The sequence below is a fragment of the Nonomuraea sp. NPDC049028 genome (assembly GCF_043197735.1).
GTDB lineage: Bacteria > Actinomycetota > Actinomycetes > Streptosporangiales > Streptosporangiaceae > Nonomuraea.
This window is the reverse complement of the sequence record NZ_JBICTR010000023.1, coordinates 116988-142297: the sequence shown is the minus strand read 5'-3', so window position 1 is coordinate 142297 and position 25310 is coordinate 116988. Positions and strand designations below refer to the sequence as shown.

23 protein-coding genes are annotated in these 25310 nt (G+C 70.3%); 9 read left to right on the top strand and 14 right to left on the bottom strand.

Annotated features, from left to right (window positions below):
- The coding region (locus ACGFJ2_RS56735) for an IS630 family transposase (protein ID WP_393483302.1) at positions 1 to 798 on the bottom strand (798 nt) is incomplete at its 3' end.
- A 31-nt stretch (positions 799 to 829) separates the two neighbouring features.
- Complete coding sequence (locus ACGFJ2_RS56730; protein ID WP_393483289.1) at positions 830 to 1024, bottom strand: helix-turn-helix domain-containing protein; 195 nt, start codon at positions 1022 to 1024, stop codon at positions 830 to 832.
- Between the two features lie 573 nt (positions 1025 to 1597).
- Here ACGFJ2_RS56730 and ACGFJ2_RS56725 point away from each other — a divergent pair.
- Complete coding sequence (locus tag ACGFJ2_RS56725) at positions 1598 to 2773, top strand: pyridoxal phosphate-dependent aminotransferase (RefSeq protein WP_393483287.1); 1176 nt, start codon at positions 1598 to 1600, stop codon at positions 2771 to 2773.
- Between the two features lie 24 nt (positions 2774 to 2797).
- Here ACGFJ2_RS56725 and ACGFJ2_RS56720 read toward each other — a convergent pair whose 3' ends face one another.
- The 3 genes from ACGFJ2_RS56720 to fabG form a co-directional block, all read right to left on the bottom strand.
- Complete coding sequence (locus ACGFJ2_RS56720; RefSeq protein WP_393483284.1) at positions 2798 to 5752, bottom strand: hypothetical protein; 2955 nt, start codon at positions 5750 to 5752, stop codon at positions 2798 to 2800.
- Between the two features lie 137 nt (positions 5753 to 5889).
- Positions 5890 to 6654: an enoyl-ACP reductase FabI gene (gene fabI, locus ACGFJ2_RS56715; RefSeq protein WP_357958563.1), complete on the bottom strand. Its 765-nt coding sequence runs from the start codon at positions 6652 to 6654 to the stop codon at positions 5890 to 5892.
- 1 nt (position 6655) lies between these two features.
- Positions 6656 to 7351 (bottom strand): 3-oxoacyl-ACP reductase FabG, encoded by a 696-nt coding sequence (gene fabG, locus ACGFJ2_RS56710; protein ID WP_357958560.1) that lies wholly within the window; start codon positions 7349 to 7351, stop codon positions 6656 to 6658.
- Positions 7352 to 7428: 77 nt separating this feature from the next.
- Here fabG and ACGFJ2_RS56705 point away from each other — a divergent pair, with 77 nt between their 5' ends.
- Both ACGFJ2_RS56705 and ACGFJ2_RS56700 read left to right on the top strand, forming a co-directional pair.
- Complete coding sequence (locus tag ACGFJ2_RS56705; RefSeq protein WP_357958557.1) at positions 7429 to 8922, top strand: TldD/PmbA family protein; 1494 nt, start codon at positions 7429 to 7431, stop codon at positions 8920 to 8922.
- Between the two features lie 59 nt (positions 8923 to 8981).
- Positions 8982 to 10337 carry a metallopeptidase TldD-related protein gene (locus tag ACGFJ2_RS56700; protein WP_357958584.1) on the top strand — a complete coding sequence of 452 codons (1356 nt, stop codon included), beginning with the start codon at positions 8982 to 8984 and terminating at the stop codon, positions 10335 to 10337.
- An 84-nt stretch (positions 10338 to 10421) separates the two neighbouring features.
- On the opposite strand, the gene ACGFJ2_RS56695 is transcribed toward ACGFJ2_RS56700, so the two are convergent.
- Entirely contained in the window at positions 10422 to 10634 is a 213-nt protein-coding gene (locus ACGFJ2_RS56695; protein ID WP_225291326.1) for a dodecin, read from the bottom strand.
- A 97-nt stretch (positions 10635 to 10731) separates the two neighbouring features.
- Here ACGFJ2_RS56695 and ACGFJ2_RS56690 point away from each other — a divergent pair, with 97 nt between their 5' ends.
- Positions 10732 to 11046 carry a DUF3099 domain-containing protein gene (locus ACGFJ2_RS56690; protein WP_357958553.1) on the top strand — a complete coding sequence of 105 codons (315 nt, stop codon included), beginning with the start codon at positions 10732 to 10734 and terminating at the stop codon, positions 11044 to 11046.
- Positions 11047 to 11360: 314 nt separating this feature from the next.
- Here the strand turns inward: ACGFJ2_RS56690 and ACGFJ2_RS56685 are convergent, their stop codons facing one another.
- From ACGFJ2_RS56685 to ACGFJ2_RS56675, 3 genes are all read right to left on the bottom strand, one after another.
- A complete protein-coding gene (locus ACGFJ2_RS56685; protein WP_393483278.1) occupies positions 11361 to 12224 on the bottom strand; it encodes a DUF6457 domain-containing protein in 864 nt (287 codons plus the stop codon).
- Positions 12225 to 12315: 91 nt separating this feature from the next.
- Entirely contained in the window at positions 12316 to 13305 is a 990-nt protein-coding gene (gene moaA, locus ACGFJ2_RS56680) for a GTP 3',8-cyclase MoaA (protein ID WP_357958547.1), read from the bottom strand.
- Between the two features lie 108 nt (positions 13306 to 13413).
- Positions 13414 to 14181, bottom strand: coding sequence for a phosphotransferase (locus tag ACGFJ2_RS56675; protein ID WP_393483275.1), 768 nt, complete (start codon positions 14179 to 14181; stop codon positions 13414 to 13416).
- Positions 14182 to 14319: 138 nt separating this feature from the next.
- On the opposite strand from ACGFJ2_RS56675, the gene ACGFJ2_RS56670 reads away from it, so the two are divergent.
- Complete coding sequence (locus ACGFJ2_RS56670) at positions 14320 to 14589, top strand: Atu4866 domain-containing protein (protein ID WP_393483272.1); 270 nt, start codon at positions 14320 to 14322, stop codon at positions 14587 to 14589.
- Positions 14590 to 14647: 58 nt separating this feature from the next.
- Here the strand turns inward: ACGFJ2_RS56670 and ACGFJ2_RS56665 are convergent, their stop codons facing one another.
- The 3 genes from ACGFJ2_RS56665 to ACGFJ2_RS56655 form a co-directional block, all read right to left on the bottom strand.
- Positions 14648 to 15127, bottom strand: a complete 480-nt coding sequence (locus ACGFJ2_RS56665) for a hypothetical protein (protein WP_357958539.1) — start codon at positions 15125 to 15127, stop codon at positions 14648 to 14650.
- Between the two features lie 147 nt (positions 15128 to 15274).
- Positions 15275 to 16348, bottom strand: coding sequence for a hypothetical protein (locus ACGFJ2_RS56660; protein ID WP_393483269.1), 1074 nt, complete (start codon positions 16346 to 16348; stop codon positions 15275 to 15277).
- A 66-nt stretch (positions 16349 to 16414) separates the two neighbouring features.
- Positions 16415 to 18250, bottom strand: a complete 1836-nt coding sequence (locus ACGFJ2_RS56655; RefSeq protein WP_393483266.1) for an AMP-dependent synthetase/ligase — start codon at positions 18248 to 18250, stop codon at positions 16415 to 16417.
- Positions 18251 to 18379: 129 nt separating this feature from the next.
- On the opposite strand from ACGFJ2_RS56655, the gene ACGFJ2_RS56650 reads away from it, so the two are divergent.
- Both ACGFJ2_RS56650 and ACGFJ2_RS56645 read left to right on the top strand, forming a co-directional pair.
- Positions 18380 to 19858, top strand: coding sequence for an oligopeptide:H+ symporter (locus tag ACGFJ2_RS56650; RefSeq protein WP_358195581.1), 1479 nt, complete (start codon positions 18380 to 18382; stop codon positions 19856 to 19858).
- A gap of 11 nt (positions 19859 to 19869) precedes the next feature.
- Positions 19870 to 20484 carry a trimeric intracellular cation channel family protein gene (locus ACGFJ2_RS56645; protein WP_357958530.1) on the top strand — a complete coding sequence of 205 codons (615 nt, stop codon included), beginning with the start codon at positions 19870 to 19872 and terminating at the stop codon, positions 20482 to 20484.
- Between the two features lie 10 nt (positions 20485 to 20494).
- Here ACGFJ2_RS56645 and ACGFJ2_RS56640 read toward each other — a convergent pair whose 3' ends face one another.
- Positions 20495 to 21928, bottom strand: a complete 1434-nt coding sequence (locus tag ACGFJ2_RS56640) for a PLP-dependent aminotransferase family protein (RefSeq protein WP_357958528.1) — start codon at positions 21926 to 21928, stop codon at positions 20495 to 20497.
- A gap of 64 nt (positions 21929 to 21992) precedes the next feature.
- On the opposite strand from ACGFJ2_RS56640, the gene ACGFJ2_RS56635 reads away from it, so the two are divergent.
- Both ACGFJ2_RS56635 and ACGFJ2_RS56630 read left to right on the top strand, forming a co-directional pair.
- Positions 21993 to 22595, top strand: coding sequence for a hypothetical protein (locus tag ACGFJ2_RS56635; protein ID WP_357958525.1), 603 nt, complete (start codon positions 21993 to 21995; stop codon positions 22593 to 22595).
- A gap of 78 nt (positions 22596 to 22673) precedes the next feature.
- Positions 22674 to 24437 (top strand): glycoside hydrolase family 15 protein, encoded by a 1764-nt coding sequence (locus tag ACGFJ2_RS56630; protein WP_393483260.1) that lies wholly within the window; start codon positions 22674 to 22676, stop codon positions 24435 to 24437.
- Here the strand turns inward: ACGFJ2_RS56630 and ACGFJ2_RS56625 are convergent.
- Positions 24434 to 25303 carry a hypothetical protein gene (locus ACGFJ2_RS56625; RefSeq protein ID WP_357958521.1) on the bottom strand — a complete coding sequence of 290 codons (870 nt, stop codon included), beginning with the start codon at positions 25301 to 25303 and terminating at the stop codon, positions 24434 to 24436. The two genes, ACGFJ2_RS56630 and ACGFJ2_RS56625, sit on opposite strands and share 4 nt — an antisense overlap.
- Positions 25304 to 25310: the final 7 nt, after the last annotated feature.

Below are 25310 nucleotides of genomic sequence, written 5' to 3'. Positions count from 1 at the left end.
GAGTACGGCAGGCTGATGGTCGCAGCCGGCGGGCTGCTGGGAGTTCGACTCTTTCTGTTCGTGTCGCTCGATCCGGGCCGGCAGGTCCTCGAGATCGGCCGGGGTGAACTTCCATCTGAAGGGCCGGGCGGTCTCGTTGTAACGACGCTCGAAGGCGATCAGCCGGTCTTCGACCTGGTCAAGGCTGGTGAAGTCGTTGGGTGTGACGACCTTGCGCTGCACGATGGAGAAAAAGATCTCCACTTGATTCAGCCAGGACGCGTGCACGGGAGTGTGCACCATCGCCGCGTGAGGAAACCGCGCGGTGAGCCGGTCGGCGGCGGCCTTGGCGCGATGGGAGGAGCCGTTGTCGACGATCCAGGACACCCGTTTGGCCGAGGCGTAGGGCTGCTGGGTCATGACCTGTTCGACCAGGTCCATGAACGAGACGATGCCGGTCTTGGGCGAGCAGCGGCCGAAGACGTGGGCGCGGTGGGCGTCGTAGGCGGCCAGGTGGGCCAGCGCGCCGCCGCGGTCGTTGTCGTGGTTGAGGCGCATCATCCGCGATCTGCCGGGCGGCAGCGTGGGGTGGCAGCGGCAGCGGGCCTGGATGGAGGTCTTCTCATCGGCGCTGATGACATACTCGTCGTCGCCGAGCGGGACGCCGTCCCAGGTGCGGGCGTACAACTCCAGCACGCGGGCGGCCTTGACGGCGAAGGCCGGGTCACGGATGAAGATCCACGACCGGTGTTGCCAGGGCTTGAGTGTGTCCTCGGCCAGGATCCGGCGCACCGTGGAGGCCGAGATCGTCGCTGTCAGGCCGCGGGCGACGGCTTCGCGGGCCAGTTCGCTACTGCTCCACCGCGAGGTAGCGGCCCCGCCACAGGCGGACCGTGTCCACGCTCACCCCGTGCCGGCGCGCGATGGCGTTGTTGGAGTGGCCGTGGGCGGCATCCAGCACGATCCTGACGCGGATCACCAGCTGATACGGGGCCGAATGGGAGTGGGCGAGCTGCTTGAGCCGCCGCCGTTCGGTGGCGGTCAAGATGATCTGACGGGCGCGGCAGCGGGGCACTCGGGGGCTTTCTGCGAGAGATCCACATGGTGACCCGCCGACCTTGCCCGATCATGATCAGCTTGTGGTGATCTGACACGCCGAGCGGGCAGGATAGCCCTCGTCCCCCTCACGGACTGACCACACCAGATCCGAAAGTCAACCCCCGAGAGACTTCCAGGCAAGGCCACTTAGCGCCCTGCTCAACAGGTCCGCCGCGTCCGCCCGTACAGCTGAGGCGGGTTCTCGGCCGGCTTGGGCGGGTTCTCGGCCGGCTTGGGCGGATCCTCGGCCGGCTTGGGCGGATCCTCGGACGCGATGCTGGAAGGCCAGGCGGGAGACGACGGTGGCCGCCTGATTGCACAACAGCACTGCCGCCGTCAGGGCGTCGGCCTGGGCCGCAGTGGGCGTGAGCCGCGCCACCATTCAGATGAAGAGCGTCGTGGAGAACCGGCCCCTGCCCCTGTGAGCCGCCCGGCCGCGCAAACTACGCATAAGCTTCTCTTTCATGACTCTGAGTGCAGTAAGGGGCGAAACCGCGTGACCGGCGCTGTAGACCGTGGCGTGAGAATCTCGCGGCGCGCACAGGCTGTCGCGCCGTTCTTCGCGATGGAGTTCGGCAAGCACGCCGCGGCGCTGGAGTCCCAGGGGCATCACGTCATCAAGCTCAGCATCGGCGAACCGGACTTCGGCGCGCCCCCGGCCGTACTCGACGCGATGCGCGAGGCCATGGACGGCAGGCCGATGCCCTACACGGCGGCACTCGGGCTGCCCGAGCTGAGGCAGGCGATCGCCCGGTTCTACCGGAACGAGCACGGCGTCGAGGTCGACCCTTCCCGGGTCGTCGTGACCGCGGGAGCCTCGGCCGCCTTGGTGCTGGCCACCGCGGCACTCGTCGACACGGGCGACGAGGTGCTGATCGCGGACCCGTCGTACCCCTGCAACCGGCAGATCGTCGAAAGCTTCGGCGCCCGTGTCACGCTCGTCCCCGCCACCGCCGAGACCCGCTTCCAACTGGACGCGGCATCGGTGAAGGAGAACTGGACGGACCGGACCCGAGGGATCATGATCGCCACCCCGTCGAATCCGACGGGCACCTCGGTTCCGGCCGGCGAACTGGCCGCGATCTGCGAACTCGCCCGCGAGCGTGACGCGTGGCGCCTGGTCGACGAGATCTACCTCAACCTGAGCGACCACGACGAGCGGGGCCGGCCACCGCGGAGCGTGCTGTCGTTCGATCCCGGCGCCATCGTCATCAACAGCTTCTCGAAGTACTTCGGCATGACCGGCTGGCGACTCGGCTGGTGCGTCGTCCCGGAGATCCTCGTGCCGGCGATGGAACGCCTGGCCCAGAACTACTTCCTCTGCGCCTCCGCGCCCGCCCAGCACGCCGCTCTGGCCTGCTTCACCCCCGAGTCCCTGGCGGTCTGCGAGGCACGCCGCGTCGAGTTCGCCGAGCGGCGCGCGCTCGTCCTCGACGGGCTGGCGCGGATCGGGCTGCCGGTTCCCGTCCCGCCCGACGGCGCGTTCTACGTGTACTTCGACGTCGGCCGCACCGGGCTCACCTCCTGGCAGTTCTGCGAGCGCGCGCTGCGGGAGGCGCACGTCGCTCTCACGCCGGGCAGGGACTTCGGCGTCCACACGGCGGAGACCCACGTCCGGCTCTCGTACGCGGCACCGGCGGACGATCTTCGCGAAGGGCTCACCCGGCTCGGGAAGTTCGTGTCCACCCTTCAGTGAGGCGCGCGGCCGGCGAGCGACGCGTCACAGGTTGAAGGTGATGTCGTCTTGGTCGTCATGTTGAGGCCGTAGCTGCCGTAGGGTGGCGCGGTTGTCGACGTACGCCTGGTGGAACAGTTCGGGGTCGTGGGCGGCCAGTTCCCGGTACAGGTCGACCGCTTCCTGTGCCACCCGCAGCCGCTCGCCGTACTCACCTACCCGGTCCAGCGCGGCCGACAGGTTGCCCAGGGCTTCGCCGAGGACACGGCGGTGGGCGGGGTTGCCGTCCACCAGCTCACGGCACAGGCCGACCTCTTCCCGTGCCACCTGCAGCTGCTCGCGATGCTCACCCACGTGGTGCAGCGCGAACGACAGGTTGGCCAGGGCATCGGCGAGGTCGGACCGGTAAGCGGCGTTGCCGTCCACCAGCTCACGGCACAGGCCGACCTCTTCCCGTGCCACCTGCAGTTGCTCCCCGTGCTCACCCACCCGGTACAACGCGACCGACAGGTGGCCCAGGGCTCGGCGGAGGGCGGGCCGACGACCGGGGTTGCCGTCCGCCAGCTCACGGCACAGGCCGACCGCTTCCCGCGCCACCCGCAACTGCTCGCCGTGCTCACCCACCCGGTTCAGCGCGGTCGTGCATTCGATCAGGGCCTCGGCGAGGTCGAATCGGTGGGCGGCGTTGCCGTCCGCCAGATCGCGGCACAGGCCGACCACTTCCCGCGCCACCCGCAGCTGCTCGCGATGCTCACCCACCCGGTTCAGCGCGGCCGACAGGTGGATCAGGGCGTGGGCAAGGGTGGGCCGGAGGGCCGGGTCGCCGTCCGCCAGCTCACGGCACAGGCCGACCGCTTCCCGCGCCACCTCTAACTGCTCGCGATGCTCACCCGCCCAGTGCAACGCGACCGCGAGCCTGATCAGTGATCGGCCGAAACCGGGTCGGTGGGTGAGGTCGTCGTCCGTCAGCCCGCGCCGCAGGTCGACCTCTTCCCGCGCCACCTGTAGCTGCTCGCGAGGGTTACCCGCGTGGTGCAACGCGACCGACAGATTGCCCAGGGCTCGGCCGAGGTCGCGCCGATAAGCGGGGTCGCCGTCCGCCAGCTCACGGCACAGATCGACCGCTTCCCGCGCCGCCGACAGCTGTTCGCGAGGCTCACCCGCCCCGTTCAGCGCGACCGACAGGTTGCCCAGAGCCTCGGCGAGGTCGAATCGGCGGGCGGGGGTGCCGTCCGCCAGCCCGCGCCGCAGGCCGACCGCTTCCCGTGTCACCAGCACCTGCTCCCTGTGCTCACCCACCCGCTCCAGCGCGGCCGCGAGGTCGGTCAGGGCGTCGGCGAGTTCAGACGGGGTGCCGGTGACGCGGGTGTCATGCAGGCGGTGGCGGGTCAGCGTGAGGGCGCAGCGGGGCAAGGCGTACGCGGGGGTGAGCCGCAGCAGCCGGGTGGTGGTGTCGGTGTCGAGGTCGGCGGCGGCAAGAGCGGTGGCGGTGGTGTGGTCCAGCTCGCGACGGTTCGTGGCGGTGGTGAGGGCGGCGTAGATGGCGTGGCGGGCCAGCCGTACCGGGTCGCCGCCCAGCAGTTGCTCGAACAGCAGCCGGGCGGGTGGGTGATGTTCGCCGGCGCGGGCCAGCAGGGTCAGGATCCGGGCGGCCTGCTCCTCGGTCGGGTCGTTCAGCAGGTGGCGGGCGAAATGGCGGTCGCCCTCCGTACGGGTCAGGCTGGTGGTGATGAACCAGTCGGCCAGCAGGTTCGGGCCGATCCGCACTCCCGCCCCCGCGGCGGGCGGGTAGAGGGAGTGAGCCCAGCGGACCAGGTTGGTGACCCGTTCGGTGGGGGCGTCGGCCAGTTCCGGGACGCGCCTCAGCACCCCGATGGCCTCCGGCTCGTCGGCGGGGGCGAACAGGGCCAGGGCGGCGATGATCCGGGCCAGCAGCACGTCGGTGACCGGGCCGACCGCCCACCGGTCCAGTGCGGCGGTGCCGCGCCACCAGCGTGCCTCGTGCTCGAACAGCACCCCGGCGACCTCGTCCAGGGGCGCGGGTGAGCCGGTCGGCGCGGCTCGGCGTAACACCGTCACCATCGCCTGGGTCAGCACCTCGACCATGGTCTGGCCCTCCCGGACCGGCGCGATCGTGTCCGAGACCGGGGGCGCCGGCGTCGCCCGCGCGGCCGCGAACGCGCCTACGGCCTCGCCGTACCAGCGGATCAGGTCAGAGGTCTCCCCCAGCGGCAGCAGCGACATCACCGGGGCGTTCTTCACTGTCAGGGCGTGTTGTTCGGGGAGGTGAGCTTGTAGCGCCTGGCCGAGTTCGACGCCGTGCCGGGCGATCAGCACCACCCGCAGCCGGGCCCGCCCCTCGTAGCGCGCCAGTGCGCCCAGCAGGCTCGCCAGGTCGGTCCGGGTGTCGGCGTTGTCGACCAGGACCAGTACCCGAGAGTCGGCCACCGCCGCGGCCGCGTCGACCAGGTCGGCGGCCTTGCCCTCGCGCAGCCAGCCGGCCACCCACCCGTCCGCGACGACCTCCTGGGCGGCCCGTAACGCCAGCCGGGTCTTGCCGCACCCGCCCGGCCCGTCCACCACCAGCAGCCCCGGCATCGCCTCCTCCTGACACCAGGCCCACAACCAGTCCCGCTCGCCGCGCCGCCCCCAGAACGGGGTGGGGCACGAGTGCGGCAGCAGCAGCTCGAACACGCTGCGCTCTCCGCCGGCCGGGCCCTGCGGGTGGTGGATCAGCGGGTCCAGAGCCAAGCGCAGCGCCTCGATGGCCGCGGCGGCGCTCTCGGCTCGGGTCAGCACCACGCCGAAGTACGATCCGCTGGCACCGGCCAACGCGGCCGCCACGACCGCGATCAGCGCCCGCCCCACCAGCGGCCACTCCCCCGGCACCACCAAGGGCAGCACCCCGGCACCGATGCTGGCCACCGCGCCCAGCACCCACGGGTTCTTCAGCCGGCTGAGCGTCTTCAGCCTTGCCGGGTTCTTGAGCCCACGCCCCATCACACCAGCATCCGCGCTCGCCTGCCCTCTATGCCAGGGCCTCACCAAGACGAGCCTCAGCGAAATAAGCCTCAGCGAAATAAGAAGGGCGACGCCTGTGCGGCGTCGCCCAACGTACTGGCCCGTTCAGCCTGGTATCACGCGCCGATCGCGTGGGCGCCGCCGTCCACGTGGACGATCTCGCCCGTGGTGGCGGGGAACCAGTCGGACATCAGCGCCACGCACGCCTTGGCGGCGGGAACAGTGTCGGACAGGTCCCAGCCCAGCGGGGCGCGCTCTGGCCAGCTTTCCTCGAACTCCTTGAAGCCCGGGATCGACTTGGCCGCCATCGTGCGCAGCGGCCCGGCGGCGACGAGGTTGACGCGGATGTTCTGCTTGGCCAGGTCGCGGGCGAGATAGCGGTTGCACGACTCCAGGCCCGCCTTGGCGACGCCCATCCAGTCGTAGACCGGCCACGCCTTGCTCGCGTCGAAGTCGAGGCCGACGACCGCGCCGCCCTCCTTCATCAGCGGCAGGCAGGCCACGGCCAGCGACTTGTAGGAGTAGGTCGAGATGTGCAGGGCCGTGGCGACGTCTTCCCAGGTGGTGTTGAGGAAGTTGCCGCCGAGGGCGCTCTGCGGGGCGAAGCCGATGGAGTGGACGACGCCGTCGAGGCCGTCGACGTGCTCGCCGACCCGGTCGGCCAGCGTGTCGAGGTGCTCGGTGTTCTGGACGTCGAGCTCGATCACCGGCGGCGTCTCGGGCAGCCGCTTGGCGATGCGCTCGACCAGGCTCAACCGGCCGAACCCGGTGAGCACCACAGTGGCGCCCTCCTCCTGGGCCAGCTTGGCCACCGAGAACGCGATCGACGCGTCGGTGAGCACGCCGGTCACCAGGATCCGCTTGCCTTGGAGAATTCCCACGTCAGTGCCCCATTCCGAGTCCGCCGTCGACCGGGATCACGGCCCCGGTGATGTAAGAGGCGTCGTCACTGGCCAGGAAGCGGACGACGCGCGCGACCTCGCTCGGCGACGCCTGGCGCCCGAGCGGGATGTTCTTGGTGATGGCCTCGACGTCGAGGTCGGCCGTCATGTCGGTGGCGACGAAGCCGGGCGAGACCACGTTGACGGTGATGCCGCGCGAACCGTACTCGCGCGCCATGGACCGGCCGAAGCCGATGAGGCCCGCCTTGGAGGCGGCGTAGTTGGTCTGGCCCGCCGAGCCGGACAGGGCGACGACGGAGGAGACGAGGATGACCCGGCCGCGCTTGAGCTTCATCATGGGCCTGATGGCCCGCTTGGCCACGCGGTAGGCGCCGGTCAGGTTGGCGTCGATGACGTCGGTGAAGGTCTCCTCCTTCATCATCGCCAGCAGCGTGTCCTTGGTGACGCCGGCGTTGGCGACCAGCACCTCGACCGGCCCCTGCTCGGCCTCGACCTTGTCGAAGGCGGCTTCCACGTCGGACATGCTGGTCACGTCGCACTTGACGCCGAACAGCCCCTCCGGCGGCTCTCCCGATCGATAGGTGACCGCGACGGCGTCGCCGGCCGCGGCTAGTTCACGGGCGATCGCGAGGCCGATGCCGCGATTGCCTCCGGTGACGAGTACAGAGCGTGCCATGACACCTGACGCTATCTCCTACCGGCGGGTATCCACTTGTCCGGGGGATACAAGATCGCAGGGTTAGGATCGTGGACATGCGCCAGATCGATTCCGATTTCCTGGAGCTGCCGATGCGGCAGCTGGCGGACGCCGCCCTGCAACGCGCTCGTGACCTGGGCGCCGAGCATGCCGACTTCCGGTTGGAACGCGTGAGAGCCGAGTCGCTCAGCCTCTACGACGCCCGGCTCGAAGGAGCCATGGACGCCGACGACCTCGGCTACGCGGTCCGCGTCGTCAAGGGCGGCACGTGGGGCTTCGCCGCAGGCATCCATCTCACGCCCGAGGCGGCCGCGAAGGTGGCCGAGCAGGCCATCCGGGTGGCCGAGGTGAGCGCCCCGATCAACCGGGAGCCCATCGAGCTGGCCCCCGAGCCGGTCCACTCCGAGGTGGTGTGGGTCTCCGCCTACGACGTCGACCCGTTCGAGGTGCCGTCGGCGGAGAAGGTGGCGCTGCTGGCCGACTGGTCGGCCGGGCTGCTCAAGGGCGCCGACCACGTCTCGGCCCGGCTGCTGCAGGTCAAGGAGCAGAAGTTCTACGCCGACACGGCGGGCACGGTCACCACGCAGCAGCGCGTACGGGTGCATCCCAAGCTCAACGCGATGAAGGCGGCCAACGGCGGATTCGACGACATGTCGACGATCGCGCCTCCGGTCGGCCGCGGCTACGAATACCTGACGGGCACCGGCTGGGACTGGGCCGATGAGCTGGCCCAGCTGCCCGGGCTGCTGGCGGAGAAGCTGGCCGCGCCCTCGGTGGAGGCGGGCGACCACGACCTGGTGATCGACCCGTCCAACCTGTGGCTGACCATCCACGAGTCGATCGGGCACGCCACCGAGCTCGACCGGGCGCTCGGCTACGAGGCCGCCTACGCGGGCACCAGCTTCGCCACCTTCGACCAGCTCAACGAGCTCGTCTACGGCTCGCCGGTGATGAACGTGACCGGCGACAGGACCGTCACCCACGGCCTGGCCACGATCGGCTTCGACGACGAGGGCGTGCAGGGGCAGAGCTTCGACATCGTCAGGGACGGCATCCTGGTCGGCTACCAGCTCGACCGGCGGATGGCGCTGATGAAGGGGTTCGGGCGGTCCAACGGGTGCGCGTTCGCCGACTCGCCGGGGCACATGCCGATCCAGCGGATGGCCAACGTCTCGCTGGCCGCCGCGCCTGACGGGCCGTCGACCGAGGAGCTCATCTCGCGGGTCGAGCGGGGCCTCTACATCGTCGGCGACAAGAGCTGGTCGATCGACATGCAGCGCTACAACTTCCAGTTCACCGGGCAGCGGGCCTATCGGATCTCGCACGGCCGGCTGGCCGGGCAGGTGCGCGACTTCGCCTACCAGGCGACCACGACGGACTTCTGGCAGTCGATGGAGGCCGTCGGCGGGCCGCAGACGTACGTGCTGGGCGGCGCCTTCAACTGCGGCAAGGGCCAGCCGGGCCAGGTCGCGCCGGTCAGCCATGGCTGCCCGTCCGGCCTGTTCAGGGGCGTACGGATCCTCAACACCGTGCAGGAGGGTGGAAAGTGAGCGAGCAGCGATCCGGGGCGGGCCATACCGGTCTGCCCGTTCAGATCTCTCCGCAGGACATGGTGGAGAAGGCTCTGGAGCTGTCCACCAACGATGGCTGCGTCGTGCTCGTGGACGAGGGGTCCACGGCCAACCTGCGGTTCGCGGGCAACACGCTCACGACCAACGGCGTGGCCCGCTCCGCCCGGCTGACCGTGATCTCGATCGCCGGCCAGGGCGTGGGCGTGGTCTCCCGTGCCGCCGTACGACCGGATCAGCTCGCCGACGTGGTGGCCGCGGCCGACCGGGCGGCGCGCGAGGCGCAGCCGGCCGAGGACGCGCGGCCGCTGGTCGAGGGCCTGCCGGCGAGCGCCTCGTGGGCCGAGCCGGTGACCCCGACCGACATCGGGGTGTTCGAACGGTTCGCGCCCGCGCTCGGCGACGCGTTCGCCGCCGCGGAGGCGGGCGGCAGGAGGCTGTACGGCTTCGCGGAGCACTCACTGACCTCGACGTTCCTCGGCACCTCCAGCGGGCTGCGGCTGCGCCACGACCAGCCGTCCGGGCGGCTGGAGCTCAACGCCAAGTCGGCCGACCTGAAGCGCTCGGCATGGACGGGCGTGAGCACCCGCGACTTCTCCGACGTGGACGTGGCGGCGCTCGACGCGTCGCTGGCGCAGCGGCTGGAGTGGGCCAAGACCCGGGTGGACCTGCCCGCGGGCCGCTACGAGACGCTGCTGCCGCCGAGCGCGGTGGCCGACCTGATGGTCTACGCGTACTGGTCCGCGGGCGCCAGGGACGCGCTGGACGGCCGCTCGGTGTTCGCCAAGCCGGGTGGCGGCACCCGGGTCGGCGAGCGACTGGCCACGCTGCCGGTGACGCTCGCCAGCGATCCGGCCGCACCGGGCATCGAGTGCGCGCCGTTCGTGGTCGCCCACGCCTCCAGCCGCGAGAGCTCGATCTTCGACAACGGCCTGCCGCTGTCGGCGACCGACTGGGTGCGGGACGGGCAGCTCACGGCACTGCGGCAGACGCGCCTCTCGGCCGAGCTCAGCGGGCTGCCGGTCACGCCCTCGATCGACAACCTGATCGTGCGGGCCCCCGGCGACGGGCGCTCGCTGACGGAGATGATCGCCGACACCGAGCGCGGCCTGCTGCTCACGTGCCTGTGGTACATCCGCGAGGTCGATCCGCAGACGCTGCTGGTGACCGGGCTCACCCGTGACGGGGTCTACCTGGTCGAGCACGGCGAGGTCGTGGGCGAGGTGAACAACTTCCGCTTCAACGAGAGCCCGGTCGACCTGCTGGGGCGGGTCTCGGAGGTGGGTGCCAGCGAGCAGACGCTGCCGCGCGAGTGGGGCGACTACTTCAGCCGTACCGTGATGCCCGCCATCAGGGTGCCGGACTTCAACATGTCCACGGTCAGCCAGGCGAGCTGACCCTTTCGCCGTAGCACTGGCTCATGAGCGCGTCCAGGTCACCTGGGCGCGCTCATGGCCGTTTCAGCGCTCTGCTCGGAGCCGTCAGGCGTCCTCGAGGCGGAAGCCCACCTTCATGCCGACCTGGAAGTGCGCCACCTCGCCCGCGTCGATGTGCCCGCGTACCTCTGTCACCTCGAACCAGTCGAGGTGCCGCAGCGTCTCCGACGCGCGTCTGATCCCGTTGCGGATGGCCTGGTCGATGCTCTCACCCGACGTGCCGACGATCTCGGTCACCCGGTACGTACGATCCGTCATCTCCACACTCCTTACTCGAAGGCCATGATCGCATGACCGCTGCCGCCGCCCCTGGTGCCTGTCGCGGGCGGCGCACCCGGGGTCTACCGTGGATGTCATGAAGGGGTGGCGCAAGAAGCAGGACGTCCACCAGGTCACGGACGCGAAACCGTCGCTGAGCTCGGACATCCACCGGCGGGAGATCAGCTACCTCATCAAGATGGGGATCCGCACGCTGTGCCTGATCCTGGCCGTGGTCGTCCCGGTGCCCGTGCCGTACCGGCTGCTGTTCATCGCCGCGGCCGTCTTTTTGCCATACATAGCCGTAATCGGGGCCAATGAGAGGGGCAGGGATGCCCCTCCCCCTACCTTTCACACACCGGAAGCTAACCAAAGCGAGATACCAAGGCATCGACGCGAGATCGGGTCGTGACTAAGTCTTGACGCATCCCATGGGTTGTAGGTGTACGCTTTAGGCAAGCGCTCCGGTCCCCCGTCGGAGTGCTGGTGCCGGCGTTCCGGGCCCCCGTCGGAACGCCGATGAAGCGACGCCGGGTGGTTTGCCCCCGTAACCACCCGGCGTCGCCCTTTTCCTGGGGAAACTCTCACTCGGACGATCAGTCCAATGCCCCGGAACCCGGTTGGGTAGGGCCGCTTTCCCAATATCGTTTACGCTCTCTGCCGCTCATTATTCGCAGAAAATTGGCAACTTTGAGCATGGCTTGACACCAACAGTTCGTTGGGGTGTCAACTCTCGGTCAGCGTCTCGGTCGTGGCCGCGCCCCAGTTCTTGGCGAGCGCGGTAATCCGGGCGACGGCGTCCTCGGGCGCGGTGCCGGCGCCCTCGGCGAGCCCCAGCAGATAGGCGGTCAGCGGCGCGGCGGGCCTGGCGACGCCGTGCGCCACCTCCTTGGTCAGGTCCAGGATCAGGTCCCGGTCGACGCGGGCCGGGTCGATGCCCAGCTCCTCGCAGGCCAGGGCGGTCCACTCGTTCAGCACGTTCATGCGAGCCTCCTCTAGATCGTCCATTGTGTCGCAGTCGAACCACGCCCGGCCGGACAGCGCGACGCGCGCGCGGATGAGCGGGCCGAGCAGCCCTTTCAGTGAGCGCCCGGTGTAGCCGTCCAGCGCTCGACGCAGTGTTTCGGCAGGCCACAGGCTCAGCAACCACTGCTCCCGCCCGCCGTCGTCCAGCGCCACCACCCCGCCACCGACGCTCCCGACGTCCAGGCCACTGACGGTGGCCGCGCCTTCGCCGCTGGTGCCCGCCGCGCGAGCCGAGGCACGGAGCAGTTCGGCGACGTGTCCGGCTCTGAGGTACGGGAGATCTCCGGCGAGCAGCACCACCCGTGGCGCCGTGACCTCGCGCAGCCCGGCCCGCAGCGCCGGAACGGGCCCGCCGCCCGGCGGATCCTCCCGCGCGAAGAACACCCCTGGCAGCGGGCGTTCGGGGCCGACCACGATCACCCTGCGGGCTCCGGCGGCCGCCAGGACGACGCTCTCGATCATCGCCCGCGCCCCGACACTCAGGCCGGGCTTGTCCACGCCGCCCAGCCGCCGCGCCTGTCCCCCGGCCAGGATGACCGCGTCGTACTCTCCGCCGATCGTCACGCCCCCACGGTACGCACCCCGGCCACGGCTCTCGGCCGGCGGGGCAGCGCCCGCACCGCGTACGGATACGGGCAATGCACGGCTAAGAGGGTTAGCCGCCGATCGCCGACATCGGGCGGGACGGCTGGAGGAAGGACGGGTCGTCGATGCCGTGCCCGGCGCGCTTGCGCGATACGGCGGCGATCCAGCGAGCGGCGAGTTCCTCGTCGGAGGCGCCGGCCCGCAGGGGCGTCTTCAGGTCGGACTCCTCGGTGGCGAACAGGCAGTTGCGGATCTGGCCGTCGGCGGTCAGCCGTACGCGGTCGCAGGCGCCGCAGAACGGGCGCGTCACCGACCCGATCACGCCCACCCGGGCGGGGCCGCCGTCCACCAGGAAGCGCTCGGCCGGGGCGCTGCCGCGATCCTCGAGATCGTCGGCTGTGAGGTCGAACGAGGCCGACAGCATCGCGAGGATCTCGTCGGCGGTCACCATGTTCTCGCGGCTCCAGCCGTGCTGGGCGTCGAGCGGCATCTGCTCGATGAAGCGTAGTTCGTAGCCCTGTTCGAGGCAGTAGCGCAGCAGCGGCACGGCCTCGTGGTCGTTGATGTCGCGCATCAGGACCGTGTTGACCTTGACGGGACGCAGGCCCGCCTCGTGGGCGGCGCTGAGCCCGGCGATGACGTCGTCGAACCTGTCGCGGTGCGCGAGCCGCTTGAAGGTGTCGCGGTCGAGGGTGTCGAGGGAGACGTTCACCCGGTCGAGGCCCGCTTCGACGAGCACTCCGGCCAGCCGGGCCAGCCCGATGCCGTTGGTCGTCAGCGACACCTGCGGCCTGGGTTCGAGCGCCACGGTGCGGCCGACGATGTCGGGCAGCTCGCGGCGCAGCAGCGGCTCGCCGCCGGTGTAGCGGACCTCGGTGATCCCCAGCCGCTCGACGCCGATCGTGACCAGCCTGACGATCTCGTCGGCCGTGAGGAGCTGGGCGTTGGGCAGCCAGTCGAGCCCTTCGGGCGGCATGCAGTAGGTGCAGCGCAGGTTGCACTTGTCCGTGAGGGACACCCGCAGATCCGTCGCCACCCGTCCGAACGAGTCTCGCAACATGGCGTCACCTCCAATCCGTCGCCAGAGCCCAGCCTATGCCGGTCTTCCGGCCGCTCCCAAACCCGACAACTCACCGGACGACAACGCGGTTCGCGATCAGGTGATTCCTCACTGGGCGTTCCGGAACTCGGTGGCGTGGCGGGTGATGTGTTCGATGTCCGTCAGGTAGAGGTCGGCGTGCCCGTCGGCCAGGTGGGCGGCGAACGCCTCGTTGCCGGCCGCCGCCTGCCGCCGCATGTGATCCACCATCGCCCGCAGCCGTTCGGCCGCCATTTCGGGCAGCGCCGTACGCTCGTCGCCGGAAAGGCCATAGGCGTCGGCGAGCAGCCGGAGCCTCCTGGCCTGCTCGGTCACCGGCGTCACGGCCTCGCCGTTGCCGACGGCCGTGAGCGGGACGAACCGGTAGGCGGCGTAGGCGACGTCCCACAGGCGCGGCCCGGGATGGGCGGTGTCGAAGTCGATGAGCGCCACCGGCAGGCCGTCGCGGTAGACGCAGTTGTAGGGCGCGATGTCGCTGTGGCAGACGACCTCGGCCGGCTCGCGCGCCGGGAAGTACCACTCGGCGTCCGGTGCCGCGAAGCCGGTGGTGGCGTCGTGATAGGCCCGCATGAGTACGGCCAGCGCCTCCAGCGCGGCGTCGCTCCAGGCGTAGGCGGGCACCGGGTAGTGCGCCACGTCGCCCGGGACGAAGTCGAGGATCTCCCGGCCGGCCTCGTCCAGCCCGTACGCGCGGGGCGCCCCGTCGAACCCGGCGGCGGCGAGGTGATCCAGCAGACGGTGTACGGTCGGCGTCCAGGGACCGGTCGGCCGCCGGACGGTGTTCCCGACCCGGACGACCTCGTTGACCCCACCGCCCGCCAACGGCTCTTCGATCATCCGCGGGACTCTACGCCATCACCGGTTGAGCCATGCGCCTGCCTGGGTGGCGCGCACCTAGGAACAGCGCTGCCTGTCACCGGACAGGGGCGGGCGGGAGACTGACGACGCAACAGAGAACCGACGAGGGGGGATCCGATGTCCGACGTGAACGTGATCGGCATGTGGGTGACGGCCGACGGCCACATCCGGCAGGAGCTTCTGCCGGACGGGCGCTACGACGAGGCCCGCGGCGACCGGCGCAGCGCCTACACCGGCCGCTACACCGTGACGGGCGCCCATCTGGACTATGTGGACGACACCGGGTTCACCGCGACGGGCGACATCCGCGACGGCGTCCTTTACCACGAGCACCTGGTGCTCTATCGGGAGGAGCCACATCCCGGAAAAGGCGCTCCAAAAGCCTGAAGACCAGAAATGCCCGGCCCCCGTAACGGGGACCGGGCATTTCTCAAGCCGCGTGCGGTCAGTAACGGCGGCCGACGACCTTCACCCAGTCGGTGGCCTGCGAGCCGTCGAGCCACTCGGCGCCCTCGAAGACCGCCTTCCAAGTGCCCGAGGTGTAGGCCGGGACGCGGGTGGAGAAGTAGCCGTCACGGCTGGTCCGGACCGACTGCACGTACTCCCACCGGCCGCTGCCGTCGGCCTTGAAGAGGATCGAGATCCGCTTCCAGCCGAGGCGGTGCCACGACTCCGACTCCTTGCAGTAGTCGGCGTGGTGGACGGACACGAAGCCGCTGATGTAGTCCTCTTCGCACTGCACCGACAGCTTGCCCTCGAGGTTGAGGGGCTTGCCGCGCCAGGCTGGTTCGGGGTTGGCGTCGAACTGCAGGGCGGTGTGACCACCGTCGGGCTCGGGATCCGCCAGCGCCGGAGTGGCGGCGGTCGCCACGACCGTGGCGCCCAGAGCAGCCGCAGCCAGTCCGGCGGCGAGACGTCGCATCATGAATGAACTTCCTTCCCCGTGTGGAGAACGCGCCCCAAGGACAGGGCACGTCAACACCATTGACGCTGTTGGGAAAGGAAAAGTTGCGAAAGCCCCGATAACCATCTTGCAACGACAATTCACCCGACGGGCTTTATGGCACCGTTTTTAGGTGTTTATCCCGCTTTCATGGATTTTCGAGACCTTTGGGGCGTAATGGTCGGTTCCCAGGTAGCGGGCTCGCCAGTAGCCGCCGGGGCGTCCCCGCACCGTCCTGCCGAAGTCGCCCGTCTCGCCGGTGGTCGCGATCGCCACCCGCTCCCAGGTGTCCTCGGCCTCCGCGCGCCACAGGATCTCCACCTGCTGGTCGGCGAACGGTGCGTAGTCCTCGTAGCCGCGCGGGTCCACCCTGGTCAGGGAGCCGCGCAGCCGTACGGAGTCGGCTCCGCCCGCCTTCTCCGCCCGTACGGACGACATCTTGGTCTCCCGCTTGAGCTGGAACGTCTGGTTGCGCGTCACGCTCTGCCCGTCGTCACCCGTCGCGGTGGCGGTGATCGTCCAGGTGCCCGACGGGTAGAAGCGGGTGAGGACCTTGTCGGGCATGAACCGCCAGGTCTGCCAGCCGTCCAGCATCCGCATCCCGACCGGCACCGTCCGCCACTCCGGCATGAACGGCAGCGCGGGCTCCACGGTGATGGGCCGCGGCGGTGGCCGCCTGGCCGACGCCCAGATGTCCGGGCCGAACCAGGCCGGCCACCCCTCCCCGACCGGCCGCGCCCCGCTGTCCACGGCCTGGGCGGGATCCACGACGGCCGCTCCGCCCGGAGCGGTGACGCGCAAGGCGCCTCGGTGCCCGACGAGCCCCGGGCGCGGAGCCGCCGTACCACGCCGGGCCGCCCCTGTCGGACCGGGCGCGAGCACCCCGGTGCCCGTGGAGGGGGCGGGAGGCGTACCGGGGACCGATGGTACGGCGCCGACGGGTGATCCGCCGGTGATGGGCGTCTGGCCCGTGGCGCCGGGCGTGGAGCCGGGCTCCACCTTGATGGTCACCCCGTCCCTGCCCTTCACCCCCTTGGCGACCACGTCGATCACCAGGCGGACGGTGTTCCCGGCTCCGACGACAGGGCTGGCGGGCCTGATGTTGATCTCACGAATGGCGAGCTCGGTCGCTGCGGAGGACGCCGGTATGGGCACCGCGAGGGCCCCCGCCGCGAGCGAGACGAGAAGAAGACTTCTGGTCATGATCGAGACGCTAGGAAGCACCCGGTAATGACCAGGACCACGACGCACGCCCCGAACGGCAAAGGATCAGCCGGAGTACAGGCCCTCGATGACGTCGGCGTACTTGGCGTGGATGACCCGCCTCTTGAGCTTCAGGCTGGGCGTCAGCTCCTCGGTCTCGGCCGTCCACTCGGTGCCGAGCAGCGCCCACCGCTTGACCTGCTGGACCCTGGCCAGTTTGGCGTTGGCCACCACGACGGCGGCCTCCACCTCCTTGAGCACGGCGGGGTGCTCGGCCAGTTCGGCGAGCGAGCCGAAGGTGATGCCGCGCGCCTGAGCCCAGCCGGGCGCCACCTCGGCGTCGAGCGTCAGCACGGCCACCGGGTAGGCCCGGTTGTCGCCGTAGGCGAGGGCCTGGCCGATGAGGGGGTGCTCCTTGAGGTGGTTCTCGATCTCGGCCGGGGAGATGTTCTCGCCGCCGGCGGTGATGATCAGCTCCTTCTTGCGGTCGACGACCCGGTAGAAGCCGTCGTCGTCGACCGAGCCGATGTCGCCGGTGTGCAGCCAGCCGTCGTCGTCGATCAGCTGGGCGGTGTCCTCGGGACGGTTGTGGTAGCCGCGGGTGTTGAGGGGGCTTCGGGTGAGGATCTCGCCGTCCTCGGCGATGCGCACCTCGACGCCCGGCTCCGCCCGCCCGACGGTGCCCAGGCGGTAGCAGGAGGGGCTGTTGCCGGTGAAGGCGCCGGTCGTCTCCGTCATGCCGTACACGTCGATGACCTTGAGCCCGAGACCGGCGTAGAAGCGCTGCACCTCGGCGGGGAGCGGCGCGGCGCCCGTGGCGGTCCACCCGGCGCGGTCGAAGCCGATCATGCCGCGGATGACGGACAGCAGCGAGGAGTCGGCCTGCTCGTAGGCGGCGGTGATCTCGGGGGTGAGCGTGCCGCCGTACTGGCCTGCCTCGACATAGGCGACGCCGGCGGCCATGGCCCGGCGTACGGCGTCCTGCTGCTCGTCGGTCTGGGTGGCGAGGACCGCCAGCAGGCGGGCCATCATCTTCTCCCACACGCGGGGCACGCCGAAGAACATCATCGGCTTGACCTGCCCGAGCGCGGCTCCGAGGTTGGCCAGGTCGGTGCAGAAGTGCACGTGGGAGACCTTCACCAGGGGCAGGTAGAGGCTGAGCACCCGCTCGGCGATGTGCGCGTAGGTGAGATAGGAGATCTGCGTGCCCTTGATGGGCAGCGAGGTGATGCGGTCGGTCGACTCGACCTCGTAGAAGACGTTCGCGTGGGTGAGGGGGACGCCCTTGGGCCGGCCGGTGGTGCCCGAGGTGTAGAGCACGGTGACCACGTCGTCCGCCGTCACGGCGCGCCAGCGGGCCTCGACCTCTTCCGGACGCGCGGCCAGCGCGGCGCGGCCCAGCTCCAGGAAGTCCGTCCAGGACAGGAACCGGTCGTCGTCGGGCGCGCCCTCCAGCATGATGATCTTGCGGAGTCCCGTCAGCCGGTCGAGCACCGGCTGCCAGCGGGCCAGCTCGGCGGGGCCGCCGAGCACCGCGATCCGGGCGCTCACGTCGGCGGCGACGAACGCGATCTGGTCGGGCGCGAAGGTCGAGTAGACGGTGCAGCCGACGCCGCCCGCGTGCACCGCGCCGAGGTCGGCGAGCACGTGCTCGCTCCTGTTGACCATCATCAGCGCGACGGATTCGCCGGGTTCGAGGCCGAGCGCGGCGTATCCGGCCGCTATCTCGAGCACCCGCTGCCTGGCCTCGCCGTAACTCAGCGTGTTCCAGCCGCCGTCGACGGGGTCGGAGTAGGCGGGCGCGTCAGAGTAACGCTCGGCCAGCTCGCTGAGCTGCCCGCATACCGTACGGCCGGCGATTAAACGGTCGATCTCCGCCCGGACTTCGAGGACATCTGCCATGGCACCCGCCTCCAGTCAGTAATCACTTGCTCAGCTGGGATGCATCGCACCACACCGCCGGGGTAGCGGCAAGACCTCGGCATCGTCGTCACGTAGAGTGATGGATCGCGCACAAAGGCGGGAGGGCGCATGGCCAAGGGCGAAAGAACGTTCTTCGGGCATCCGTGGGGCCTGGCGACGCTGTTCGGCACCGAGATGTGGGAGCGGTTCAGCTGGTACGGCCTGCGCGCCATCCTGGCCACCTTCATGGCGGCCTCGCCCGCCCAGCACGGTCTCGGCATGACCGAGCAGACCGCGCAGGCGGTGGTCGGCGTCTACGGCGCGCTGATCTACCTGGTGGCGCTGCCCGGCGGCTGGATCGCCGACCGAATGCTCGGCCCGCGCAGATCGGTCTTCCTGGGCGGCTTCATCATCATGTGCGGCCACATCAGCATGGCCCTCCCGGTCGGCGGGTCGTTCTTCGTCTGGCTCGGGCTGCTGCTGATCATCGCGGGCACCGGCCTGCTCAAGCCGAACATCTCGGTCATGGTCGGCCGGCTCTACCGCGACGAGGACGACGGGCGCAGGGACGCCGGGTTCTCGCTGTTCTACCTGGGCATCAACATCGGCGCCTTCCTCGCGCCGATCGTGGTGGGCGAGCTGGCCAAGGGTGGCCGCTGGCATCTGGGCTTCGGCGCGGCGGCGGTCGGCATGGCGCTCGGCCTGCTGCAGTACACACTGGGCAGGAAGAGCCTCAGGGGCGTCGGCGACGAGCCGGGCCTGCCGCTGACGCCGTCCGAACGGGCCAGGGCCGTCAAGCTCGTCTCGTTCGCGGTGGCGGTGACCGTGGTGGCCATGGCGATCTGGGTGGCGACGGGGACGTTCACGCTGTCCAGGCTCACGGTCGTGGTGACGGTCGTGGTGCTGGCGGTGCCGGTGCTCTACTTCGGCTACATCATGCTCGGCAGCCACGACCTGACCGAGGACGAACGGCTGCGGATGAAGGCCTACATCTGGCTCTTCGTGGCGGCCGCGATCTTCTGGATGATCTTCGACCTGGCGCCGAGCAAGCTGCTGTTCTTCGCCCAGCACAACACCGTCCTGTCGCTGTTCGGCATCCCCATCGAGGCGGCGACGACGCAGTCGTTCAACTCGCTGTTCATCCTGCTCCTGGTGCCGGTGTTCGCGGCGCTGTGGACGAAGCTGGGGACCCGGGTGAGCACGCCGCAGAAGTTCGCGTTCGCGCTGTTCATGGCGGGTCTGAGCTTCGTGGTCATGGCGCTGGCCGCCAAACTGGCCGAAACGGGCAAGATCTCGGTCTGGTGGCTGGTGCTGGTCTATCTGATCCAGGTGTTCGGCGAGCTGTCGCTGAGCCCGGTCGGGCTCTCGGTCACCAGCAAGCTGGCGCCGCGGGCGTTCAAGGGCCAGATGCTCGGCATCTGGTTCATCGCGGTGTCGGTGGGCGACGCGGTCGGCGGTCAGACCGGGCGGCTCAGCAACGTCATGTCCGAACCCGCGTACTACCTGCTCCTGGCCTCGACGGCGGTCGTGGCGGGAGTGGTACTGCTGGTGTTCACCCGGCGGCTGCGGGTACTCATGGCGGAGCACCACACCAAGCCGCTCCGGTAGAAATCTCTCTCGTGTCGGAAATTCTCGATCTCGTAGGCATCTTCGTCTTCGCCCTGTCGGGCGCGCTGATGGGCGTACGCAAACGGCTCGACGTGGTGGGCATGGCGGTGATCGCCGAGATGACCGCGCTGGGCGGCGGCGTCGTGCGCGACCTGATCCTCAACGTCCGGCCCACCGCCTTCCAGAGCTCCGGGTACGTGCTCGTGCCGCTCGCGGCCACGGTCATCGTGTTCTTCTGGCATCCGCACGTGGCCAAGGTGATGCCCGCCATCCTGGTGCTCGACGCGGCGGGCCTCGGGCTGTTCTGCGCCGTGGGCACCGAGAAGGCGCTCGACTACGGGCTCGGCCCCCTGCACGCGGCCCTGCTCGGCGTCACGACCGCGATCGGCGGCGGCATGCTGCGCGACGTGCTGGCCGGCGAGATCCCGACGCTGCTGTACGACCGCCAGCTCTACGCGGTGCCCGCGACGCTCGGCTCGGCGGTGATGGCCGCGCTCTACACGCACGATCTGCACGGCTGGCCCGCCACGCTGGCCGCCGCCGTGCTGGCCTTCGGCCTGCGCATCGCCGCGATGCGCTACAACTGGCGCGCCCCGCTGGCCAGGGGTGTCAAACCCCCGGAATAAGCCAGGCGCCTCAGACCATCGGCATGAGCGAGTCGGGCAAGCGCGGCCTGGTCCCGGCGGCTCCGCGCTCGTGAGCCGCCGCGATCCGGCTGACGGCCTCGGCGAGCACCTGGGGCGAGTGCGTGTACGGCAGGCGCAGGTAGCCCTCCAGCGTCCCTTCCAGCCCGAACCAGGGCCCCGGAGCGAGCCGTACCCCCTGATGGGCCGCGGCGTCGGCGAGGGCGACCGAGGAGCCCCCGTCCAGCCGTACCCACAACGTGCCGCCGCCTTTCGGCACGGTGAAGCTCCACCCGGGCAGCCGTTCGCGGAGCCCGGCGACGAGCGCGTCGCGGGAGGCCCGCAGCGTACGGCGGCGCTCGGCCCTGGTCTGCTCGATCCGGTCGAACAGCCGCGCCACCACGAGCTGCTCCAGCACCGGGCTGGCGATGTCCACGGCCCCGCGGTGGACGGCCAGGCGGCGGGCCAGCGCGGCCGTGGTACGCACCCAGCCGATGCGCAGCCCGCCCCACCACAGCTTGGAGGCCGAGCCGATGCTGATCATCCGGCTGTCGGTGTCGAAGGCGGCCATGGGCGCCGTGCGCGGCACCTCCTCCAGGGCCAGCTCCGACCAGGTCTCGTCGACCACGAGCACGGTGTCCGTACGCCTGGCGGCCCCGGCGATCGCGGCCCTGGTGGCGTCGTCCATGAGTGCGCCGGTCGGGTTCTGGAAGTCGGGCATCAGATAGGCCAGCCGGGCCGCGGACTGGCGCATGGCGCAGGAGACCAGGTCGGCCTGCCAGCCCTCGTGCGAGATGCCGACGGGCACGATCCTGGCGCCGCGCTGGCGGGCCACGTCGATGGCGTGCGGGTAGGTGGGCGACTCGACGAGCACCGGGTCGCCCGCGCCGACGAGCAGGCCCAGCACGAGCTGGATCGCGTGCTGGGAGCCGGTGGTGACGAGGATCTGCTCCGGCCTGGTGGCCAGTCCGCGGCCGGTGTAGTGGGCGGCGATCCGCTCCCTGAGCGCGGGCAGGCCCATCGGGTCGTAGCCGTGGCCCATGCCGTACCTGGGCAGGTCCGCCACGGCCTCGGTCATGGCCTCGGCCAGCGCCGACGGCGCGGGCGGGGCGGCGCAGTGCAGCGGGATGAGCCCGTCGCCGTCGACGGACAGCCACGGGTTGTCCGCCGACATGGCCGGGTCCGGCAGCGCGGTCCAGCTGCCCGAGCCCTGCCTGCTGTCCAGGTAGCCCCGCTCGCGCAGCAGGTCGTAAGCGGCCGTTACAGTGGTGCGGCTGACCTCCAGGGTCTTGGCCAGGTCACGTTCGGCGGGCATGCGCACCCGCACCGGCAGCTGCCCGTCCATGATGAGCGCGCGCACGGAGTCGGCGAGCGCGCGGTAATAGGGCCGGGCGCCCGCCGGGACGTCCACCAGCCTGGCCACCTGAGTCGCCGACAAATGCCTCATAAAGGCCACTTTCCGGGATTGGCCCTGTTTTGGCAAGCCATGTCCCTGCCACTCTGGGACCACTATGAGTGAAGCGACCGTCCCACGCCCGAACACCCTCCCCGTCCGCCTCCTGCGTCTTTACGGCGGTCTGGCGCTGTACGGGCTGGGCATCGCCTTCCAGCTCGTGTCCGGGCTGGGCAACGCCCCGTGGAACACCCTGCACCAGGGTCTGGCCATGCGGACGGGCCTGTCGGTCGGGACGATCATCCTCGCGGTCGGCGTGCTGGTGATGCTGCTGTGGATCCCGCTGAAGGAGAAGCCCGGCCTCGGCACGATCAGCAACGTCCTGTTCGTCGGCCTGTTCGCCGACGCCGCCTTCTCGGTGCTGCCCACCGCCACGCATTGGGCGGCGAGCTGGCTCTACCTGGTGCTCGGCGTGCTGTCGATCGCCCTGGCCACTGTCCTGTACATCGGCGCGGGGATGGGCGCGGGACCGCGTGACGGCATCATGACCGGCCTGACCCGGCTGGGCCTGTCGCTCCGGCTCGCCCGCTTCCTCATCGAGATCATGGTGCTGGCCGCGGGCTGGCTGCTCGGCGGCACGGTCGGCGTCGGGACCCTGATCTTCGCGCTGGCCATCGGCCCGCTGACCCAGCTGCTCACCCGCTGGTTCCCCATGACGTGATCTCGCGGCCGTGCCCGCTCGCGACGCGACGTGCGCGGAGCGGCCGCGAGATCGCCCTTCCGCCGGTAGCGTCAATACATGCGGATCGAGGACTATGCGCTCATCGGGGACATGCAGTCGGCGGCCCTGGTCGGCAGAGACGGCTCCATCGACTGGCTCTGCCTGCCCAGATTCGACTCCCCCTCCTGTTTCGCGGCCATGCTCGGCAGCGAGCGCAACGGCCACTGGTGGCTCGGCCCCACCGGCAGGCGGCCCGCCACGCGGCGGCGCTACCGGCCCGACACGCTCATCCTGGAGAGCGAGTGGGACACCCCGACGGGCACGGTCCGCGTCATCGACTTCATGCCGCCGCGTGACCGCAACCCCGACGTGGTCCGCATCGTCGAGGGCGTCTCGGGCACGGTCGAGATGTCCACGCAGCTCAGGGTCCGCTTCGACTACGGCAGGATCGTGCCGTGGGTGCGCCGCACCAACGGCCACCTGCAGGCGGTCGGCGGCCCCGACTCCATCTGGCTGCACTCCCCCGTCCCGCTCAAGGGCGGCGACTACGCGCACCGCGCCACCTTCACCATCAAGGAGGGCGAGCGGCTGCCGTTCGTGTTCACCTGGCACCCCTCACATCAGCCGATGCCGTCGCAGATCCACGCCGAGACCCAGCTCACCGAGACCGAGACGCTGTGGAAGGAGTGGGTGGCCAAATGCACCTATGAAGGCCCGTACCGTGAGGCCGTCGTCCGCTCGCTGATCACCCTCAAGGGCCTCATCTACGACCCCACCGGCGCCATCGTGGCCGCGCCCACCACCTCCATCCCCGAAGACCTGGGCGGGGTGCGCAACTGGGACTACCGCTACTGCTGGCTGCGCGACGCGACGATGACGCTCGACGCCCTGATCAACTCCGGCTATCTGGACGAGGCCGCCGCCTGGCGGGCGTGGCTGCTGCGCGCCATCGCGGGCCGCCCGCAGGACCTGCAGATCATGTACGGCGTCGCGGGCGAGCGGCGGCTGCCGGAGATGCAGCTCGCATGGCTCGACGGCTACGAGGAGTCCCGCCCGGTCAGGATCGGCAACGACGCCGTCAATCAGCTTCAGCTGGACGTCTACGGCGAGGTGATGAGCTGCCTGTTCTTCTCCAGGACCTCCGGCCTGGCCGCCGACGACCGCGCCTGGGCGATCCAGCGCCAGCTGCTCGACTACGTGGCCGAGCACTGGGACGAGCCCGACGAGGGGCTGTGGGAGGTGCGCGGCCCGCGCAGGCACTTCACCCACTCCAAGATGATGTGCTGGGTGGCGCTCGACCGTGCCGTGAAGTACGTGGAGAAGTTCGGCAGAACCGGCCCCGTCGACCGGTGGCGGGAGCTGCGCGACGTCGTCCACGCCGAGATCTGCGAGCGGGCCTACGACCCCACGCGCAACACCTTCACCCAGTACTACGGCTCGACGGCCCTCGACGCCTCGCTGCTGCTCATGCCCATGGTGGGGTTCCTGCCGGCCGACGACCCGCGCGTGGTCGGCACGGTGGCGGCCATCGAGAAGGAGCTGATGTCCGATGGTTTCGTGCTGCGCTACCCGGTGGCCGAGGACAACGACATCGACGGCCTGACCGGCGGCGAGGGCGCGTTCCTGGCGTGCAGCTTCTGGCTGGTCGAGGTGATGGCCATGCAGGGACGCAAGGAGGAGGCGAAGCAGCTGTTCGAGCGGCTGCTCGCGCTGCGCAACGACGTGGGGCTGCTCGCCGAAGAGTACGACCCGCGATACGAACGTATGGTGGGAAATTTCCCCCAGGCGTTCAGCCACGTCCCCCTGGTGCACGCCGCCCGCGCGCTCTCCCGGCTGGGCTAAGCGGCGAGCCGGGCCAGCACCTTGGCGAACTCCGGCGGCGGCGCCACCACGAGGCGGGCCAGGCCGTCCTGCAGGACGATGTCCGCCCTGATGAGGGTCAGCCGCCCCTCGTGCCACCAGTAGACCTGCGGGCTGAGCCCGTCGGTGCGTACGGCGTGCACGCGCAGCCGCTCCAGGGCCCGCACCACGCCGATCCCGTCGACCGGGTGCACGATCAGTGTGTACGGGTCCGGCAGCACCACCAGCACCCCGTCGGCGGGCAACGGCAGATAGTCGCCGAGCCAGCGCAGATGGGTGGCGGCGGCCGGGGTGCGGCTGGTCAGGCGCCACACCGGCGTGCCCGACAGCTCGATGGACTCGATCTCCAGCCGCTCGTCCCGCCCGACGTTCGTGACGGCCAGCTCCAGCGCCCTGCCCGACGGTACGGGCCAGCAGCCGGCCTCCTCGGGGCGTACCGGCCTGGAGCCCACCGTGAGCAGTTCGACCAGGTCGCCGTTGAGGTGGCGACCGACCACCCTGGTCAGGTCGGCGACCTCGTCGACCGCCTCGACGCGGGTCCGCAGCAGCGGCTTGACCTGGTCGAGGTCGCACACGTCGAGCCGTTCGTCGGCCGCCGCGACCGCGTTGGCGAGGTGCTCGGAGACCAGCATCGGCCAGTCGTCCCTGGGCCTGCGGCCCGCCTCGCGGCGCAGCCCGGTGAGCCTGACCAGGATCTCCCTGCCGCCGCTCAGCGTCAGTGAGGCGCCGTCGGCGGCGAAGACGCAGGTGAAGCCGAGGGAATCGGCGACGAGCCCGAGCAGGGAGTCGAGATCGGTGTCCTCGATCGAGCGTCGCGAGGGCTCCCGGTCACGCCTGAACAAGTTCACGCGCCGT